This is a genomic window from Flavobacterium sp. GCM10023249 (genome assembly GCF_042653365.1).
Lineage (GTDB): Bacteria > Bacteroidota > Bacteroidia > Flavobacteriales > Flavobacteriaceae > Flavobacterium.
Map to the genome: position 1 here is coordinate 95359 of NZ_JBHSHZ010000008.1, position 17771 is coordinate 113129.

General features: G+C 34.5%; 19 protein-coding genes. 14 read left to right on the forward strand and 5 right to left on the reverse strand.

All coding sequences use genetic code 11. The annotated features are described in order from the left end of the window. Position 1 precedes the first annotated feature (1 nt). The 3 genes from ACFO7M_RS06230 to ACFO7M_RS06240 all read right to left on the reverse strand — a co-directional run bounded on the left by ACFO7M_RS06230 (position 2) and on the right by ACFO7M_RS06240 (position 5347). Positions 2–451: a hypothetical protein gene (locus ACFO7M_RS06230; protein WP_379734638.1), complete on the reverse strand. Its 450-nt coding sequence runs from the start codon at positions 449–451 to the stop codon at positions 2–4. A gap of 77 nt (positions 452–528) precedes the next feature. Beyond that, entirely contained in the window at positions 529–2304 is a 1776-nt protein-coding gene (locus tag ACFO7M_RS06235; RefSeq protein WP_379734640.1) for a TonB-dependent receptor domain-containing protein, read from the reverse strand. A gap of 31 nt (positions 2305–2335) precedes the next feature. After that, complete coding sequence (locus tag ACFO7M_RS06240) at positions 2336–5347, reverse strand: tetratricopeptide repeat protein (protein ID WP_379734642.1); 3012 nt, start codon at positions 5345–5347, stop codon at positions 2336–2338. 150 nt (positions 5348–5497) lie between these two features. Between ACFO7M_RS06240 and ACFO7M_RS06245 the strand changes: the two genes are divergently transcribed. The 14 genes from ACFO7M_RS06245 to ACFO7M_RS06310 all read left to right on the forward strand — a co-directional run bounded on the left by ACFO7M_RS06245 (position 5498) and on the right by ACFO7M_RS06310 (position 16139). After that, the gene (locus tag ACFO7M_RS06245; RefSeq protein WP_379711895.1) at positions 5498–6181 is read left to right on the forward strand and encodes a cell division ATP-binding protein FtsE; all 684 of its coding nucleotides are present in this window, start codon (positions 5498–5500) and stop codon (positions 6179–6181) included. A 98-nt stretch (positions 6182–6279) separates the two neighbouring features. Beyond that, on the forward strand, positions 6280–7644 hold the full coding sequence (gene hemN, locus ACFO7M_RS06250) for an oxygen-independent coproporphyrinogen III oxidase (protein ID WP_379734644.1): 1365 nt from the start codon (positions 6280–6282) through the stop codon (positions 7642–7644). 62 nt (positions 7645–7706) lie between these two features. Continuing rightward, positions 7707–8426: a glycoside hydrolase family 25 protein gene (locus tag ACFO7M_RS06255; protein WP_379734646.1), complete on the forward strand. Its 720-nt coding sequence runs from the start codon at positions 7707–7709 to the stop codon at positions 8424–8426. A 261-nt stretch (positions 8427–8687) separates the two neighbouring features. Then, positions 8688–9611, forward strand: coding sequence for a sodium:calcium antiporter (locus tag ACFO7M_RS06260; protein WP_379734648.1), 924 nt, complete (start codon positions 8688–8690; stop codon positions 9609–9611). A 75-nt stretch (positions 9612–9686) separates the two neighbouring features. Next, positions 9687–10403, forward strand: a complete 717-nt coding sequence (locus ACFO7M_RS06265; RefSeq protein WP_379734650.1) for a DUF6794 domain-containing protein — start codon at positions 9687–9689, stop codon at positions 10401–10403. Positions 10404–10617: 214 nt separating this feature from the next. After that, positions 10618–11127 (forward strand): hypothetical protein, encoded by a 510-nt coding sequence (locus ACFO7M_RS06270; protein ID WP_379734651.1) that lies wholly within the window; start codon positions 10618–10620, stop codon positions 11125–11127. Between the two features lie 244 nt (positions 11128–11371). Beyond that, positions 11372–11617: a type II toxin-antitoxin system ParD family antitoxin gene (locus tag ACFO7M_RS06275; protein WP_379734653.1), complete on the forward strand. Its 246-nt coding sequence runs from the start codon at positions 11372–11374 to the stop codon at positions 11615–11617. Further along, positions 11617–11916 carry a type II toxin-antitoxin system RelE/ParE family toxin gene (locus ACFO7M_RS06280; RefSeq protein ID WP_379734655.1) on the forward strand — a complete coding sequence of 100 codons (300 nt, stop codon included), beginning with the start codon at positions 11617–11619 and terminating at the stop codon, positions 11914–11916. The genes ACFO7M_RS06275 and ACFO7M_RS06280 overlap by 1 nt, the downstream gene beginning before the upstream one ends. A gap of 208 nt (positions 11917–12124) precedes the next feature. After that, the gene (locus tag ACFO7M_RS06285) at positions 12125–12910 is read left to right on the forward strand and encodes a hypothetical protein (RefSeq protein WP_379734657.1); all 786 of its coding nucleotides are present in this window, start codon (positions 12125–12127) and stop codon (positions 12908–12910) included. A 176-nt stretch (positions 12911–13086) separates the two neighbouring features. Beyond that, positions 13087–13527: a hypothetical protein gene (locus ACFO7M_RS06290; RefSeq protein ID WP_379711881.1), complete on the forward strand. Its 441-nt coding sequence runs from the start codon at positions 13087–13089 to the stop codon at positions 13525–13527. A 169-nt stretch (positions 13528–13696) separates the two neighbouring features. After that, positions 13697–14092 carry a hypothetical protein gene (locus ACFO7M_RS06295; RefSeq protein ID WP_379711879.1) on the forward strand — a complete coding sequence of 132 codons (396 nt, stop codon included), beginning with the start codon at positions 13697–13699 and terminating at the stop codon, positions 14090–14092. Between the two features lie 326 nt (positions 14093–14418). Further along, complete coding sequence (locus ACFO7M_RS06300) at positions 14419–14847, forward strand: hypothetical protein (protein ID WP_379711877.1); 429 nt, start codon at positions 14419–14421, stop codon at positions 14845–14847. A 37-nt stretch (positions 14848–14884) separates the two neighbouring features. Further along, positions 14885–15553 (forward strand): Crp/Fnr family transcriptional regulator, encoded by a 669-nt coding sequence (locus ACFO7M_RS06305; protein ID WP_379711875.1) that lies wholly within the window; start codon positions 14885–14887, stop codon positions 15551–15553. Positions 15554–15620: 67 nt separating this feature from the next. Beyond that, entirely contained in the window at positions 15621–16139 is a 519-nt protein-coding gene (locus tag ACFO7M_RS06310; RefSeq protein WP_379711873.1) for a GNAT family N-acetyltransferase, read from the forward strand. A 45-nt stretch (positions 16140–16184) separates the two neighbouring features. Here the strand turns inward: ACFO7M_RS06310 and ACFO7M_RS06315 are convergent, their stop codons facing one another. Both ACFO7M_RS06315 and ACFO7M_RS06320 read right to left on the reverse strand, forming a co-directional pair. Then, positions 16185–16994 carry a class I SAM-dependent methyltransferase gene (locus tag ACFO7M_RS06315; protein WP_379711871.1) on the reverse strand — a complete coding sequence of 270 codons (810 nt, stop codon included), beginning with the start codon at positions 16992–16994 and terminating at the stop codon, positions 16185–16187. 54 nt (positions 16995–17048) lie between these two features. Then, a complete protein-coding gene (locus tag ACFO7M_RS06320; protein WP_379711869.1) occupies positions 17049–17747 on the reverse strand; it encodes a sulfite exporter TauE/SafE family protein in 699 nt (232 codons plus the stop codon). Between the last annotated feature and the right edge of the window lie 24 nt (positions 17748–17771).

Below are 17771 nucleotides of genomic sequence, written 5' to 3' on the forward strand. Positions count from 1 at the left end.
ATTATTCTATAGAAAGTATTTGGTATTCGACGTTATTCAATTGGAAGGAATGATTCATTTCATTACCCAATAATAGAGTTCCTAAAGGAGATTGTGGAGATACACCAAAAATAGTTTGGTTTTCGATGATTAGCTTAGGCAATGCAGTTGCAATAAAAACAGTCAATTTATTGGTTTTAACCAAACTCCCTACCGCCACTTTAGTATGAATCAAAGTAGGGTTAATTTTATCTAAAATTGCTTTTTGATCGATTGCTTCCCGAAGTTTTGCGGTAAGTTTTTCTTGTTCCAAATGCATCATTGACAATGCCGTTTCGTGCTTATCGCCAGCAGAACCTTTTGCGTCATTTTGTGCATCTTCGGCCAAACCAGAAATCATGTCTTGAAAGACATCGATTTTATCTTGAATGATTTGATTGTACTTGAAGTGAATTTCTTGTTTTAAAGACATCGTGGATTTTTAGAATTCAGAGAACTGCAAAGTTATCCAAATGTATCTAAAATTCCACGAAGTCTAAAATTCTGATTTTAAAAATCAAATTTGTAGCTAGCACCTAAAATAGCTTGAGCGCCTTGTACCGGGTAATTCAACCATCGTTGGTAGTTTTGGTTTGCCAAATTATTTCCTTTTAGGAAAACTGTCAAACGTTCGTTATGTTTATATCCAACATGAGCATTGATATCGAAATAACTTTCCAGTTTTTGCTTCGAATCAGGATTTGGAAACGATTGGTAATTGGTAAATGCATCAAAACGTTCGCCTACATAGAACAATTGAGAACCTGCGTACCATTTTTTTCCAATATTGAAATCGGTTGTGAAACCCGCTTTAACTGTTGGCATATTCCAAGCTTCTTCCTGGTTTTTAGTATTATAACTGTTTACTTGAGCATTTATTCCCAAAGTGACATTTTTATTCACATCGGCTTTTAATTCACCACCAAATGATATCGTTTTCACATTGTCATACACGACATTGTATGAATTTCCGTAACTGTAATTTTCGGAAGGATCAGATAAATAGGGATTAGAAACAAACAACGGCATATTTTCGGTAGAATCGTATCCCACTTTTAAATTATACGCAATTGTATTGGCTAATTTTCCACGCAAACCAGCATAGATATTGAATTGGTTATTGGTTGGTTCCAACAAAAGCGTTGGCGACAAAAATTTATTCTGACTCACAAAGTTTTCATATGAGTTTTGCTTTAAACCTCCTTCAGCTCCTGCAAAAAGCACCATAATATCTTTAACTACGTTGTAGGAAGCTTTGATTTTAGGAAAAATAAAAAATTCATTGTTCAAATCAGTTTCTACACCATTGTACACATCTTTCATTCTTGAAAAATACGTTACTTCGGCACCCAATTCGATAGACAAATCATCTTTTAAAATAGTAAAGCTAGGATTCACTGAAAATATCAAATTGGATTTTTCAATAGTTGTTGGCACACCTGGTGTTGGAGTTGCCAAATTATAGACCGTTTCGAAACTTGAATTCAGGTAATCCAATCCGAATTTAGTTTTAACGGCAGTATCTCCAAAATTGAAATTAAAGGCTGGTTTGATAATAAAACGATTCTCTTTCGAGCCATAATTATCTGTAAAACCAATAAAATTCAGATTTACTTTATCAAAAAAACTTTTCGTAATTGCCAATTCTGAACCAACTGTAAACGTATTGTATTTATGACTTGGGTCAATATTTTCCAAATCAGCAGGATCAAAATTGGGATTTTCCAAAGGAGCGCCGTACCAATTGTACGCCTCGTTTTTATAGCCTAAATCCAATTTAAAACTAGTTTCATTACGATTGTAACCATACATCGCATTAAAAGCTGTTTCTCCAAAAGCGTCGTCTAATTTCACCCCATCAATTCCACCTTGTGAAGAACGATGGCGAAGCATTCCGCCTGCATATTGAAACTTATCAATTTCATGGGAAATGAACAATTCACCCAAAGCCGTTTTGTAATTTCCGAAGCCGAAAGTTACATAATTAGGAAATAACTTCTCTTGTTTGGCCTTATCTACAGCTGCAGCCTTTCCTTTGGCAGGAACAAAGGTTGAAGCCACCGGAAAAGAAAAAATTTGGTATTTCACTTCTTCTTTTTTAGTCGTTTCCTGATCCTCAATAACCGGAACTTCTTTTATTTTATAAGCATCCGAAATAGTTGGTGTATAGGGTTTCACAACATTCACTACTTCCGTTCCGATATTTTCGTCTTTCTTTTGTGCATTTCCAACTTGGATTGCACCTAAAACTAAGCTTAACGATGTATATATTTTGATTCTGTTCATACTGTATCTATATAAATGAGAATGAGACTGATTATTTCCCTACCGAAGAATTCGTTTTCGCTTCTTCTGCTCTGATTTTGGCCAATTCGGTTTTTGCTTCCGTTACAACATCGTCGAATTGTGTAAAGTTGGTAATTACACTTTCCAAAATGTAGGTGGCCTGGAAACTATCTTTCAAGCCATAGAAATTTTTGGCCATAACCACCAATCCTTTAGCTCCAAAATATTTGTAACCTGAATACTCTTTGGCCAGTTTTTGAACTACAGTATTGGAAACCTCAAATTTTCCTTCTTTGTGTTTAAAATAGGCATCATAATACAAAGCTTCGGCTGCTAATTCTCCTTTCGCTATTTTCAACAATTTAGCGTAAGCCTCTTTCGCTTTCGCTTCATCACCAACCTGAATAGCCGATCTTGCTATAATAATTTGTGCATCACTCTTAATTTTATTATCCGTTTTAGGATTGGCCAATACTTTATCAGCATACACAACCGATTTAGCATAGTCTTTTGTATCATAATATCCTTTCATCAGATTGGCCTGAGCATAGGTTTTATTCTGTGGGTAATCCGCTTCTGCTTCCAATCGTAACAATACCGGAATGGCTTTCGTATAATCGCCTTTTTTGACAAAAATCTCACATAAACGACTTAACGATTGTTCCGTGAATTCATTTCGCGATTTTGCAATTACATTTTCATAATTTGGAATCGCTCTTTCTGTTGCGCCGGTTTTGTATAATGATTCCGCCAAATAGAAATTTGCTTTTAACGAATGTAAACCGTTCGGGAAATTTTTAACGTAGCTTGATAAACTTTCAATTGCTTGTTGCGTATTCCCCATCGAATATTGTTTTTCGGCAGCTTCCCACGAGTCGTTATCCAATTCGGCATCGGATACTTCCACATAATCCAATGTTTTTACCCAAGTGGCATATTCTTCCACTCTTCCACTATCAACATATATCAAACGAGCCGTTTTAACCGCTTCCAACGCCTCTTCCGTTTTTGGGAATTCGGCTGCTACTTTTTTGAATTTAGTCAATGCCAAATCGTCTTTATCGCCATTATAGTAAATCAATCCCTGACGTAAAATAGCTTTAGCCGTATAACTACTTTTTCGGTATTCGGAAATTAACTGATCATAGGTTTTAATGGCAGAAGTCGTTTCATTGATTGTTGTATACGTATTGGCCAATTCGAACATGGCATCATCGCGATATTGGGAATCCGGATAGTTTTTGATAAAACTGTTGAACTCGGCTATTTTTTTATCATTTTTACCAGCAAAACCGTATGAAATTGCTTTTTGAAACGCTGCATAATCCACATCAACACCTTTCAATGCAATGACTTTATCATAGGCTTCAATAGCTGAAGTGTATTTGGATGTTACAAATCGGCAATCAGCCAAACGAAGGTATGCATCCACTAAACGGGTTTTGTCTTCTTTTGATGTTTCAGTGTATTTCGCGAAATAGGTCGCTGCTGGTTCGTATTCTTTTAATTTAAAATGCGAGTAAGCAATATTATAATTCACCGTTTTAAATTCGGGAGTTTCTTTAGCTTCTGGATACGCCACAAATTGCTTGAAAGTCAGCAATGCATTTTGGAAATCATCCAACACATATTCAGTTTCCGCTTTCCAGAATGTAGCACGAGCTGAGAATTTAGCTTCTTTCTGTTCGGCGATTGATTTTTTGAAAATAGCCAACGCTGCGTTGTAATCACCATCGGTAAACAATTCCAAACCTCTGTAAAAAGCTACTTTCTGGTAAGCTCCTTTCGCACCTAATGCTTTGTTTTTCTCCAATAAAACCAATGCTTCTTTATAATTTTTAGAAGTAATGTAAGAGTTAACCAATAAATTTTCGATTTCCGGTTTATTTGGATTATTAGGATACTTTGTCATGAATCCGTTCAATACTTCCGGAACACTTTGGTAAGAATTTCCGATATCATAGCTCAAACGGGCGTAATTCAGATAGGCATCTTCCTGAATTTTTAAATCGAAAGTCATTTCCGAAGCATTTTTGAACGCATTCAAGGCTTGTTGTTTCTTATCCGTCTTTAAATAACTTTCTCCCAAGTGATAATAAGCATTTTGGGCAACGCCGTCATTACCACCGATAATTTTATTGAATTGCGCAATGGCATTTTCGAAATCATTTTGCTTGTAGTAAGCATATCCCAATTGGTAATAATCCGTATTGTTCCACTTCCCTTTTTTTCCTTTGTATTCTTTCAAATAGGGAATTGCTTTATCGTATTGTTTCAAGTTAAAATAACTTTCGCCAATGATTTTGTTTAGTTCCGATTTTTCAGCAGGAGATGATTTTGCCATAGCGGCCTGGCCTAATTGAATTGCTTTTTCAAACTTCCCAGCTTTAAAACTCATATCAGCTTGAAAATACGACAATTTTTCTTTGTATTTTTCTTCACCCGAAACCGCATCAAAATACTGATTCGCCTCTTCATAATTATCGCCTTCATAGGCTAAATAACCAATGTAATATTTTGCTTGTGAACCGTATTCAGCCGAATTTTCGACTTTATTAAAATACTGACGCGCTTCTTTTTTCTTTCCTGAATTGAAGAAACTATAGCCTTTATAGAAATTATATCGATCCAATTCATCACTGGTCAAACTGCCTTCATCCACTTGGTCGAACATTTCCAAAGACTTCGTATAATTGCCTTGTTCGAAATAATAGGTAGCGGCATCAATGTGAGCCAGATTTTGTTTCGTACTCGTTGGATAGTTTTTTATGAAAGCCTCAATCTTTTCATCTGCATTCGACTGATTCATCTGCAAAGCACAATTCGCACTATAATAAGCACAATCCGCTTCCATATCGGTATTTCCTTCTTGCTTTATTTTATCAAATAGTATCTGAGCCGACTGGTACTGCTTGTTCTTAAACAAAGTAAGCGCTCTGTTGTATTCCACTGATGTATTGGTATAGATTTCAGATTGTTGCGCCGACAATGACATATTGCCAATTAAGAAAATGAAAATTACGGAGATTGATAATTTCTTCATAAGTTGGATTTTGCATTCAAATATAGAACATTCTTATTGGGTTTAACGGGTAAAAAAAGCGTTTAGTATCTTAATTTATTCACAATGCCAAAAATTTATTTTGCATTAGAACGTTAACTTATTACTTTTACGAAATAAATCACAAAACTTATGTCACAAACCATTCTATCGTTACAAAACGTTACTATATATCAAGAACTCAATGCTGTTTTATCGGATGTTAACTTAAGCGTCAACCATGGTGAATTTCTTTACATCATCGGGAAAACCGGTTCTGGAAAAAGTAGTTTCATGAAAACGTTGTATGCCGATTTACCTTTAAATCACGGAGAAGGAACTATTGTAGACTATAATTTAAATGGATTGGTCGATAATGACATTCCGTATTTGAGAAGAAAAATTGGTATCGTATTTCAGGATTTTAAATTATTACCGGATAGAACTGTAAATGCCAACATGCATTTCGTTTTAAAAGCAACAGGTTGGGAAGACGAAGGTGCGATGCAAGCAAAAATTGACGAAGTTTTGGAAAAAGTAGGCATGGGTGGTAAAGCCAATAAAATGCCACATCAATTATCAGGTGGAGAACAACAACGTGTTGCAATTGCTCGAGCATTATTAAACGACCCGGAATTGATTCTTGCGGATGAACCAACTGGAAATCTTGACCCGCAAACCAGTGTTGAAGTTATGGAGGTTTTACGTAAAGTAAACCAAAATGGAAAAACAGTGATTATGGCAACCCACGATTACGCACTATTAATGAAGTATCCGTCAAAAACACTCAAATGTGAAGACGGTGCCATTTTTGAAGTCGTACAAAAAAGTGTATAAAACCAAAAGAGAAGTGAAAGCTTCTCTTTTTTTATATGATAAATATCATTTGGTTACTTAAAGCAACCTCTTACTTTTGAAACTCAAAAAACCATTATATGTCAGTTTCATTACTACAAAAATACAACGTTCCTGGACCACGCTATACTAGCTACCCGACTGTACCCTACTGGGAAGAAACCAGTTTTAGCTCCGATTTATGGAAACAAAGTTTACTTACCGCTTTCAAAGAAAGTAATTCAACAGAAGGTATCAGTTTGTACATTCATTTGCCTTTTTGCGAAAGTCTGTGTACTTTTTGTGGTTGTCATAAACGCATTACCAAAAGACACGAAGTTGAACATCCTTACATAGAAGCTGTTTTAAAAGAGTGGAATCTTTATTGTCAATTGTTTGATGAGAAACCGATTATCAAAGAAATCCATTTGGGTGGTGGCACTCCTACATTTTTCTCTGCAATGAATCTCGAATTGCTAATAAAAGGTATTCTCGCCAAAGCTGACATTGCTCCCGATTACGAATTTAGTTTTGAAGGACATCCAAACAATACAACACGAGAACATTTACAAACATTATACAATTTAGGTTTCAGAAGAGTGAGTTTTGGCGTTCAGGATTACAACGAAAAGGTACAATTGGCCATTCATCGAATTCAACCCTTCCACAATGTGGCTAAAGTGACTTTTTGGGCCAAAGAAATTGGTTATACTTCGATATCTCACGATTTGGTATTCGGATTACCATTTCAAGCGATTGAAAACATCATCGATACCATTGAGAAAACCAAAGTACTTTCTCCAGACCGATTGGCATTTTACAGTTATGCGCACGTTCCTTGGATGAAAGGTAACGGTCAACGCGGATTTAAAGACCATGATGTTCCCAAAGATGATGAAAAACGTAAACTGTATGAAATTGGCAAAACGCTACTAACCAAAAAAGGATACCACGAAATAGGTATGGATCATTTTGCGCTTAAAAGTGACGCTATGTATAAAGCAGCACAACAGGGAAATCTTCACCGTAATTTCATGGGATATACTGCTTCAAAAACAAAAGTGATGATTGGTTTAGGTGCTTCATCAATTAGCGATAGTTGGTACGGTTTTGCACAAAACGAAAAAGAAATTGAAGCCTATTATACCATTTTGGATAAAAACCAACTTCCGGTTTGTAAAGGTCATATTCTAACCTCCGAAGACCTCATCATCCGAAAACACATATTGAATTTAATGTGTCGCTTCAACACACAATGGAGTACTACCGATTTGTACTTTGCGGAACTACCTGCAATAGTGGAAGAGTTACGAGAAATGGAGTTGGATGGCTTAGTTCAGCTTCTTCCGAACCAGATTATGGTTACCGAAAAAGGCAAACCCTTCGTACGCAACATTTGTATGGCATTTGACCTTCGAATGAAACGAAAAATACCGCATACTCAATTATTTTCAATGACGGTTTAAAAATTTAATTATTGTAAGAAAAAAGCTCTTTTTATATCTTTGAGTTTCGTAAACAACATACTATGCAACTCAAACATTACTTATTGGCAGTACTGCTATCCTTTGGAATTCTGGCGTCATTCTCTTTGGCACCAAAGAAAAAAATTGTCAAAGACTCAACCATTACAGGGATTGACATTTCTCATTTTCAAGGAGACGAAATTGATTATCTGACCAAAAAAGGGAATCAATTGGAATTTGTGATCTGTAAAGCAACCGAAGGTGTTACGTATACCGACCCTGATTTCAAAAGCAATTGGTCGATGATTAAACAACAGGGATTTGTCAGAGGCGCTTATCATTTTTACCATTGTGCCGACGATCCGACGCAACAAGCCAACTACTATCTAACAACCATAGGTGATTTATCCTCAACCGATTTCCCTCCTATTGTTGATTTTGAGGAAAACAGTATCGATCAAGGATGCAGCAAATCAACAATACAGAAAAACTTATTGCAGTTTTTAACGATTTTGGAGCAAAAAACAGGAAAAAAACCCATTTTGTATACCGATACCAACATTGGGAATGCAGAACTTAATGATCCCGCTTTTGCGAATTACAAACTATGGATAGCCGATTATAACCCGGGTACATCTCCTACTGTTCCATCGGTTTGGAAGAATAACTCTTGGACAATTTGGCAAAAAACACAAAACTATTCATTGGACAATTATACCAATGACTTTGATGTATTCAATGGTGATAGTGATTCCTTTGCGAAAGTAATCTTAGGGAAGTAAGCGCTAATGTAGCTCTATACTTCATTTGTTCATTCACAGACAACTAAACACAAGTGAAGCATATTTCCCGCATCATTTTTTAACCTTCTACAATTCAAATAAAGAACTATGCCTCTCTTTAATTGTTTTACGATTAAGCCTGAATTTAATGCCTTCAATTAATTTAAAAATAGTTACGTAAAAAAAAGAGGGTTATTCTTACCACTCTATTTTTTTTGGTGATTCATTTGGTTTAATTTCGTGATCTAAATAAAATCCCTAATGCACTATTTCATTTTTTCCCTGGCTCTTATTGGACTTTTAGTTTCTTCAAATTATTTTACTAATGCCGCAGAAGCTATCGGAAAATATTTAAAATTACCTTCTTTTGTGGTTGGCGTTTTTATAGTCGGAATAGGAACCTCATTACCCGAACTTATCTCAGGTATCCTCTCGGTAAATAAAGGAGCATCAGAGATTTTATCTGGGAATATCATTGGGGCAAATATCTCCAACATTCTTCTTATAACCGGTCTTGCTGTAGTTATCAACAAGAAAAACATCTCGTTGAAAAGCGGCTATATGTATATTGACTTAAACTACCTTATAGGAAGTTTTTTATTTTTCTACATGATCGCTTATGACGGCAAAATGGACGCGGCCGAATCCTTTTTTGGATTATTAATCTTTATTGTATACAGTATCTATCTTATAAAAGGAGAAGCAAAAAGTAAAGAAGATAGCAATGCAAAAACTGAGAAATTCCCAATCGTCTCTTTGTTACTATTGCTAGTATCGGCAGTAGGAATCTATTTCGGAGCTGATTATACTATTATTTCCCTTGAAAAAATAGCCTTTGATTTATCAATCCCAAAATCTATTGTAGCATTAACGCTATTATCCCTCGGTACCACCCTACCGGAACTTGCCGTTAACATTAGTGCCATCAAAAATGGAAAAGCAGAAATGGCTATCGGAAATGTGCTGGGTTCGTCAATTTTTAACACATTAGTAATTCCTGCAATCGCATCCTTTTTTGGTACCATCGTTGTTACCAATAACTTGTTACAATTTTCATTACCGGTAATGGCAGCATGTGGTCTTTTGTTTTATTTGCTTACCCAAGACAAAAAAATATCCGTATGGGAAGGTTTATTGTTTATCTGTTTGTATTCCCTTTTTATTTTTAAAACGGCTACGGTTTAAGTAAAAATCCACGCTAAAAAGGAATTGATTCTAAATTACTAAGGTTTCGTATATTTGAGAGTTATAGCACCTATTATGAAACAGCTATTATTAATCCTATTTTTTTTACTAAATGGGCTTCTGCACTCACAGGAAAGTCCAAAAAAATATTCTGCCAAATATCCTCCTAAAAACATTAAAGAAGCAATCGAATACATGGAGTTCAAATGGACAGATGAAGAAAAAGAGAAGTTCAAGAATAAAAATGAAAATGCCGCAGCTTTAGAATTACATATGGGTTACGGTATGTGGATAAGAAATAGTTGGTTGAGAAACGGAAATCCTAAACTTTCAAAATATTTTTACAAAAAAAAAGTTTTTCACATAGATGATATGTCTTCGATCATTCTAATTTTCTATCATAGAATGTTAAATAATAAAAAACTCGGACTAAGAAAAACATTTAAACCTTACAGTGAAAAATGGCGAAAAGGAAAACCTTATAGAAAAATATATCAAGACAGTATCAATAGAATATTTGATTCATATAAAATCAATGATACCATCACATGGAAATATTACACAACTGTAATTGGAGTAACTCCTGAAGAAATTGAAAAGTATAAAGATTGTAAAGTAAAAGCAGTGATACTGAAAAGACGAAAAAATGCAGAACAGTTTTTTATCAAACTAATTTCCTGCTGTGATGGCAAAGGAATCGATGTTGGAATTTACGGAAAAAATTTTGGTATATCTAACATTCCAATTAACAAAACTGGCTGGACAAGCTATTGGGAGTGGGAATCAAAATAACACGTGCTATAACAAGCGTTTGGCAAGATTCCTTCGGCAGTCGCTGCGCTCATGTTAGATTTTTGTGATAAATTCACGTTTACATTTCGCATGAATTTTTATCTTTAACAAACCTGGGGCAGAAAGCCGAACGATAAAATAATCGGTTCCGAAGCTCGCAACCTCGCCAAGCAATGGAATGTAATATCCAATCCTGCCAAAACGCGTAAACAATATGAAAATTTCAAATATCTTCTTTTCAATTATTACGGCTCTATTTGCATCATACTTCATAAATATAGTACTGACATACAAAGAAGAAAATATTATATTTTCCTTATTATCAGTTTTCTTTTTCCCAGCATTTATAACGATTATATTAATTTACATAACCTCCCAATTTAAGATCGATAAAGTTGGAATTGAGGCAAAAAGGATTTTAACTATTTTTTCTTTTTTACTTATATGTTATTCAATTATCGGTATAATTTACACAATATATTTTCGTGAATATGGACCTTGGACAACTAGAACTGATGCAGTTTGGTTAAATTCTCCAGAAACTAAAAAAGTTTTGGCTTTTCCTATTGGTATGTTTGGCTTGCTAGCTACATTAGCAACTTGGTTTTTTTTATATCTAACCTCGAATAAACAAATTAAATTATTGGGGTACATTCTTTATGTTATACTAGTACTACTGATATTTTTAGCCAATAACAAAGCAACAACAATTTTAAATGGATAAAAAAGAATGGCTATAGCAGCGGTAACCGTCACGCAACTACCCTATTTTCAAAATAACGCCAAAAAACTTATTAGTAAACCTCTTTTAAAGGCATTTATACGAAAGTATTTCAATTATATTTGATGGTGTTTGTGAAGTTTTTTCACAGACTGACCTTGTGCAGTACTCGCCAGCTCCTCCAAAAAATCGTTAAAAAAAATTGTCAAAATACCAATACTTGGTATATTTGATAAAAATTAAAAACATGGCACGAAATACTTCAATATTACTAGGCGATTATTTTGAAAATTTTATCAACGAACAAATTGCTTCAGGAAAATACAATTCTGTTAGTGAAGTTGTTAGAACAGCTTTAAGAGTTTTTGAACAAGAAGAAAACAAGAAAAAATCCTTAATCAATGAACTTAAAATAGGAGAAAAAAGTGCTAAGATTAAAAATTTTGATCGCAACAAAAATCTTGAACAACTTAAAGCAAACTTCAGAAAATAATGTCAGCATATATTATTAGCGAAAAAGCACTTGATGACATTAACAAAATCTGGATTTACACAGCAGAAAATTGGTCTGTTGAACAAGCTGACCGCTATTATAACTTAATTTTTGACGAAATTGAATATATTGTAATCAATTTCGAAATTGCTCGTGACTTTGGAAACATTAGAAAAAACTACTGTTGTTCAAAAGTAAAATCTCACTTAATTTTTTTCAAGAAAACAAAATCTAATGAAATAGAAGTCATAAGAGTTCTACATGAGAAAATGGATAATGAAAACCAATTGAGCGAATAACAACAGCTACGCAAAACACCGGTAACTGTCGCACAACTATCATTTTTTAAAAATAACTCCAAAAAACTTACTAGTAAACCTCTTTTAAAGGCGTTTATAGGCAAGTATTTTAGTTATATTTGACAAGGTTTGTGAAGTTTTTTCACAGACTGACGTTAGCGGTCATTTCAGGACGACACGTGTTAAACATAATGAAAAATATAAAAATATGACACCAAAACAATTAGTTAGAATTAGTAATATTATAGGAATTGTAGCAATTTTATTATTAGTTTATTGGGTTTTTATTTTCGTAACAATAGAAGTTTTTGGACTTAAAGTTTTCAAAAAAAATATGACCGAAACATTTTATCTAAGTGTTCTTGGGATATTAGCATTAATGGTAGGAGCATTAATTATAAACGTAATGTTTAACTTAACAAGAATTGCTCAAAAGAATGACATTGCAGAAATTGAAAATAAACCAAATAGAATAATATTCTTAATTCTAATATTGCTTTTCCCGATTATTGCAACTTTATTATATTTTGGAGACTTTATAACTAAACAAAAAAAGGAAAAATTATTAATTCAATCTGCAAAATCAATTATTGAGTACAATAAAGTTAAGAGTGATAAACTACTTGAGTATTCATTTTCAGAAAATTACATTAATGAAAGTGCTAACATTCTTGAACTCTATACAAAAACAGACACTTACTTTCCAGAAGTTTCGATAATTGTTAAAGACACAGTTGACAATTCACCAGTCTATTTAAGCATCAACAGTTACAGTTCTGAAAATCCAAAGGACTCAATTCCTGCAAGAAAACAAGACTATATTAGAAAAACAACAAGAATAGAGAGAGAATATTTAGAAACAGTTTTTATCCAAAATAATAGTGAAAAAAGATATACCTCAAGCGACGGAAATTATGAATTATTTTATCCATATATAAAAAACAACAAAAAAATCGTATTATACTTTTCGGACTATCAGAGGTACGGAAAATAAAAACGTCAGCTAACAACGGTAACTGTCTCACAACTACCCTATTTTCAAAATAACCCCAAAAAACTTATCAGTAAAGCTCTTTTAAAGGCGTTTATACGAAAGTATTTTAGTTATATTTGATGGTGTTTGTGAAGTTTTTCACAGACTGACGTTAGCGGTCATTTCAGGACGACACTATGAAACAAAACAGTAAAGCCATTTTAATTATATCAATCACCTTAGGACTTATCCTGCTGGTTGAAATTTTGGTCGGAGAGTTTTTTCCTAACTTGACCTTTGTGAAAGGTAACTTGACGATTGCCAACAGAATTCTTGGTTATTTTGCTTTTTCGGGTTTCATATTATCGATTCCAATTTTCTTCAAGGCGACCAAAATAGTGACAATTCCACTAGGAGTTATTCTGTTTCTAATTTTTTTTATCAATTCATGCGCTGCAATATATCCCATAGACACGACAACTCAACCTCAAGACATTTCCGTTTTGCAAACAAATGAAGATGGAAGTAAGTTAATTGTGAGGGAGCGAATCAACGCAAAGACAAATCGAAGTATTAGAGACACCACTTTAGTAAAAGACAATTTCATATTTCGACAAGTAATTGAACCCAGAAAGTAAACAACAAACCGCTAACAAATGTTTTGCATTTGTGGGCGGACAGTAAGAACAGGAACATTTGAGCAATTAATAAACGTTGGTGCTGGCAGACAGTTTACGGTTTCAAAAGCCCACCTACGCAAAGCACGAAACCGTTGGCAGTAATAATCCAAAACTGAACAAAAAAATCATGTCTTTAATAATTGGTATAATTTCTTTTATTTTTACATTCTCTATGAGTGTCTTTCAATTACACAAAGTGCTAAGAAATGACAGAAATTACAAAGTAGTATTTACAATTGCTACATTATTACCTTTACTCTCTTTAATTGATTACTTGATAGGTGATACTATTGCTATTTTTAATTTTTTATCATTGGGACCAATATGCTTTTTAGTTTTATATAAAGTTTTTGATAAAATCATTTTATTAAAACACAATAGGCATATCTACTTTTACACAAAACATTCACAAGCCAAAGAATCAATAGAGTCGACATGGGAAGAATTCTTTTATCAAACATTTCTGTTTTTTATTCCCTTTTTTCTTATTGGTATTGGTCAATGGATTTTGCGGATTATTTAAAAATATTACCGCTACTAACAGCGAGATCTTAGTCTCATAGAACAGTACAAAATATGAGTAGAAAAGAGAGGGGATTATCACTGTTAACAGAATCTGAAGTTCCTGCGGTTATCGACAACCTTACTCCTCTCTATTGTTCTTTCTGATTAATAGCTAAATTTAGAAAATGTCAACTTAAGGCGGTTTTAGGAAATTGGGGTTTCGGTGTTTAATGGAACGAGCTTTTTGTATATTTGACTTCAGTCCTTACGGAATGGTTCGGGAATAAAAATCTCCGCCTTCACAAATCCTCCGGATCGTTATGCGCAATGCTTAAAAACTGTGTAATGAAAATCTATACTTCTTTATTGCTTTTACTTTTATCTTACTCTGCAAAAGCAGACACAATTACAACTTGGAATGTGTATTACAATCATAAATTGATAAAACAATTCAAAGCAAACCCAGAGGTAAAAGAAATCCAAATTAAAGCATCCGATTATTCGAGTGGAGACTATTTAGCAATCCAATATGGGGACGACATGCCTTGCCATACATGCTCTTACGAACTGACCGTCGTTGCTGAAGGAAAAGATCCGATTTTTACTTTGACTACTAAAGATAAGTACAAATTTATGACAATAGATTTGAAAGCTATACTCTCCAAATTTAAATCTAAAAATGGGAATCGTTTTTTTGTAGTCTACTTTACAGAGATTGATGAAAAAGGCAAACGAAATTCTGGCTCGAGACTTTTCAACATAAAAATCAGTTAGCACTTCGCACAACCGCCAATTCAAACCATTGCTGGTTTTGAGTGAATTGTGCGTCTATTTTATTAACTTCGTCTCGGTCGCAGTAGAATACGATCTCCAGTTCGACGAAACGGCGCAAATCGGTCAACATAGCATCAATAAAATGAATTTCGATCAAATCATAGATAAAATACATCCTATTTCTTCTTCGGCTAAACTATTGCTAATAGAAAATGTGGAAGAAGTTACTTTTCCTAAAAACACTATCGTTATTAGAGCTGATAAAATTGAAAAAAACATCTTCTTCATTAAAAAAGGGATTGCTCGAACATTTTTTGAGGTTGATGGTACAGAAGTTACTTTTTCTTTTGGGAAAGAAGGTGATACTATAGCTTCCTTAAAAAGCTATATCGACAATCAAAAAGGCTACGAAAGCATCGAACTTCTAGAAGATTGCGTACTTTATAAGCTTACTACCGAAAACCTTAAAAAGCAATTTCAGGAGAATATCGAAATTGCCAACTGGGGCAGGAAATTTGCCGAATATGAACTCTTAAAAGCGGAGGAACGACTTATTTCGAGACAATTTGGGACGGCTACAGAACGTTATGACGAACTTTTAAAAAACAATCCCAGCATTATTCAAAGGGTACAATTGGGTCATGTTGCCTCATATTTGGGCATAACTCAGGTTAGTTTGAGTAGAATACGCAACAATAGCAAATAATATTCTTTTTTATCATTTGTAAAATTTTTACAGAAAGCAAATGCAGAACTTTGTAAAAAAATGAAACATGGATATTACAATTAGAAAAATAACTGTAGGTGATTTACAGGATTTACAGGAAATAGGAAAACGTACCTTTCAAGAAACTTTCGCTTCTGAGAACAGCGAAGAAGACATGAAAAACTATTTGGAAACTAGTTTTGCAAATGAAAAGATCATGGCAGAACTTGAGGATGAAAACTCCGAGTTTTATTTTGTAGAACTTGAAGAAAAAGCGATTGGTTATTTGAAAGTAAATAGCGGATCATCGCAGACAGAAATAAAAAGTGAAGACGCGCTGGAGATAGAACGAATCTATGTTTTAAAAGAATTTCACGGTAAAAAAGCAGGACAAATTCTTTTTGATAAAGCCATTCAAATAGCAAGAGCCAACAATAAGAAATATGTTTGGCTTGGCGTTTGGGAAGAAAACCAAAGAGCTATCCGATTTTATGAGAAAAACGGATTTGTAGCTTTTGACAAACACATTTTCAAACTTGGGACTGATGAGCAAACCGATATAATGATGCAACTGAAACTGGATTAAAGTATATTCCGTTTCAAACATCGGTTTTTATTTCATTTTTTACAATTAACACTGCACCGTTACTCTCAAAAAAGTAGCTGCGATATCAGTAGCATTAGATCCTCCTTGGTTTTGCGAGGTAAATAAATCTTCCAATTCTTTTTGTAAATCAGCTGCTTTACCATTTTGTTCAGCAGCATCAAAGGCATTCATCGTTGGACCGTAAAAGTGTTTGAAGCGCGTTAAAAATTCAGAAGGTGAAAAAGGCGCTTTGAAAGTAAAAGTTGCTCTCGCAAAGGCTATATTTTCTTTAGCTATTCCGGCACTGCTAAAGCGCTCGATCACATTATCTTCGACACCCCATAGCATAGGACTTACAAAACCCTCAGGCGGTGGTGGCGTATACGCAGACGATATCTTGAGGATTTGCGCCACGAAAGTAGGATCACCCGGAATCCAATTGCCCATAACTATTTTTCCTCCCGGTTTTGTCACACGCACCATTTCCTTGGCAACATCAAACGGTTTTGGCGCAAACATAGCCCCAAATATACTAATGACCATATCAAAAGTCTGATCACTCAAGTCATGCAAGTCGGTGGCATCACCTTCTTGAAAAGTGAGGTTCGTTAGCTGTTCTTCCTTGGCACGTTGATTTCCCGCTTCCACTAAATTTTGTGCAATATCGACTCCTAGCACTTTTGCCGCCAATTGCGCTGCCGGCACGGCTGTAGTTCCATCACCACAACCCAAATCAAGAAGATAGGTGTCTTTTGTGATGCCTAAAGAATCCACTAGTTTAGCACCGCTTTCACGCATCGTTGCAGCAATTTTAGTGAAATCCCCTTTTTCCCATAATGCTTTGTTCGGATTCATATCTTTCGTTTTTTTAACTATTAAAGATACGCATTTTAACGCATTGAAAATAAACTACTTACAATGCGGTGTGTTTTGCACAAACAAACTTATATTACCCGGTGAAACCATCGGGATATCCAATCCCATGCCTCGTAAAACAAACAATATACCGATACCAATGATCAAAATGGGAATGATTTTCTGAATGCTTGTCCGAACCGGTACTGTGAGCACATTGGCAACATAAACAACCAAACTCATCATAGGAATCGTCCCCAGTCCGTACAATGCCATATATGCAACACTCCAATGTACTTCTTGCATGGCAATAGCACCAAAAAGAGCAACATAAACGAGTCCGCAGGGTAAAAAACCATTAAGCAATCCAATGGTAAACAAAGAACGGTAGGTTTTCTTTTTGAACTGTGCGCCAAGTTTTGATTTCAACCGACTAATAATTGCGAAAACGGGCTTTGAAAAATTATAACGAGCGAAAACTTTTTCGGGTACAACTACCGCAATAATCATTAAAACACCCACTACAATTGAAATTTTTTGCTGAAAACCTGCCAGAAACAAACCTCTTCCCAACAAACCAAAGAAAAATCCTAAAATAGAATACGCCACTATTCTACCCGAATGATATGTGAATAGTTGTGTTACTTTTTTAGCCTCATTCGTTCTATCCAATGGTAACATAATGGCAATAGGGCCGCACATGCCCATGCAATGCAAACTGCTTATCAATCCTAAAATAAAGGCTGTGATCATTTGGAAGTTAGGAGTTAGGAGTTA

What these genes read in the sequence shown, in the direction of transcription:
- ACFO7M_RS06230 (WP_379734638.1), bottom strand. Translation starts at nt 451, where the DNA reads ATGTCTTTAAAACAAGAAATTCACTTCAAGTACAATCAAATCATTCAA.
- ACFO7M_RS06235 (WP_379734640.1), bottom strand. Translation starts at nt 2,304, where the DNA reads ATGAACAGAATCAAAATATATACATCGTTAAGCTTAGTTTTAGGTGCA.
- ACFO7M_RS06240 (WP_379734642.1), bottom strand. Translation starts at nt 5,347, where the DNA reads ATGAAGAAATTATCAATCTCCGTAATTTTCATTTTCTTAATTGGCAAT.
- ACFO7M_RS06245 (WP_379711895.1), top strand. Translation starts at nt 5,498, where the DNA reads ATGTCACAAACCATTCTATCGTTACAAAACGTTACTATATATCAAGAA.
- hemN (WP_379734644.1), top strand. Translation starts at nt 6,280, where the DNA reads ATGTCAGTTTCATTACTACAAAAATACAACGTTCCTGGACCACGCTAT.
- ACFO7M_RS06255 (WP_379734646.1), top strand. Translation starts at nt 7,707, where the DNA reads ATGCAACTCAAACATTACTTATTGGCAGTACTGCTATCCTTTGGAATT.
- ACFO7M_RS06260 (WP_379734648.1), top strand. Translation starts at nt 8,688, where the DNA reads ATGCACTATTTCATTTTTTCCCTGGCTCTTATTGGACTTTTAGTTTCT.
- ACFO7M_RS06265 (WP_379734650.1), top strand. Translation starts at nt 9,687, where the DNA reads ATGAAACAGCTATTATTAATCCTATTTTTTTTACTAAATGGGCTTCTG.
- ACFO7M_RS06270 (WP_379734651.1), top strand. Translation starts at nt 10,618, where the DNA reads ATGAAAATTTCAAATATCTTCTTTTCAATTATTACGGCTCTATTTGCA.
- ACFO7M_RS06275 (WP_379734653.1), top strand. Translation starts at nt 11,372, where the DNA reads ATGGCACGAAATACTTCAATATTACTAGGCGATTATTTTGAAAATTTT.
- ACFO7M_RS06280 (WP_379734655.1), top strand. Translation starts at nt 11,617, where the DNA reads ATGTCAGCATATATTATTAGCGAAAAAGCACTTGATGACATTAACAAA.
- ACFO7M_RS06285 (WP_379734657.1), top strand. Translation starts at nt 12,125, where the DNA reads ATGACACCAAAACAATTAGTTAGAATTAGTAATATTATAGGAATTGTA.
- ACFO7M_RS06290 (WP_379711881.1), top strand. Translation starts at nt 13,087, where the DNA reads ATGAAACAAAACAGTAAAGCCATTTTAATTATATCAATCACCTTAGGA.
- ACFO7M_RS06295 (WP_379711879.1), top strand. Translation starts at nt 13,697, where the DNA reads ATGTCTTTAATAATTGGTATAATTTCTTTTATTTTTACATTCTCTATG.
- ACFO7M_RS06300 (WP_379711877.1), top strand. Translation starts at nt 14,419, where the DNA reads ATGAAAATCTATACTTCTTTATTGCTTTTACTTTTATCTTACTCTGCA.
- ACFO7M_RS06310 (WP_379711873.1), top strand. Translation starts at nt 15,621, where the DNA reads ATGGATATTACAATTAGAAAAATAACTGTAGGTGATTTACAGGATTTA.
- ACFO7M_RS06315 (WP_379711871.1), bottom strand. Translation starts at nt 16,994, where the DNA reads ATGAATCCGAACAAAGCATTATGGGAAAAAGGGGATTTCACTAAAATT.
- ACFO7M_RS06320 (WP_379711869.1), bottom strand. Translation starts at nt 17,747, where the DNA reads ATGATCACAGCCTTTATTTTAGGATTGATAAGCAGTTTGCATTGCATG.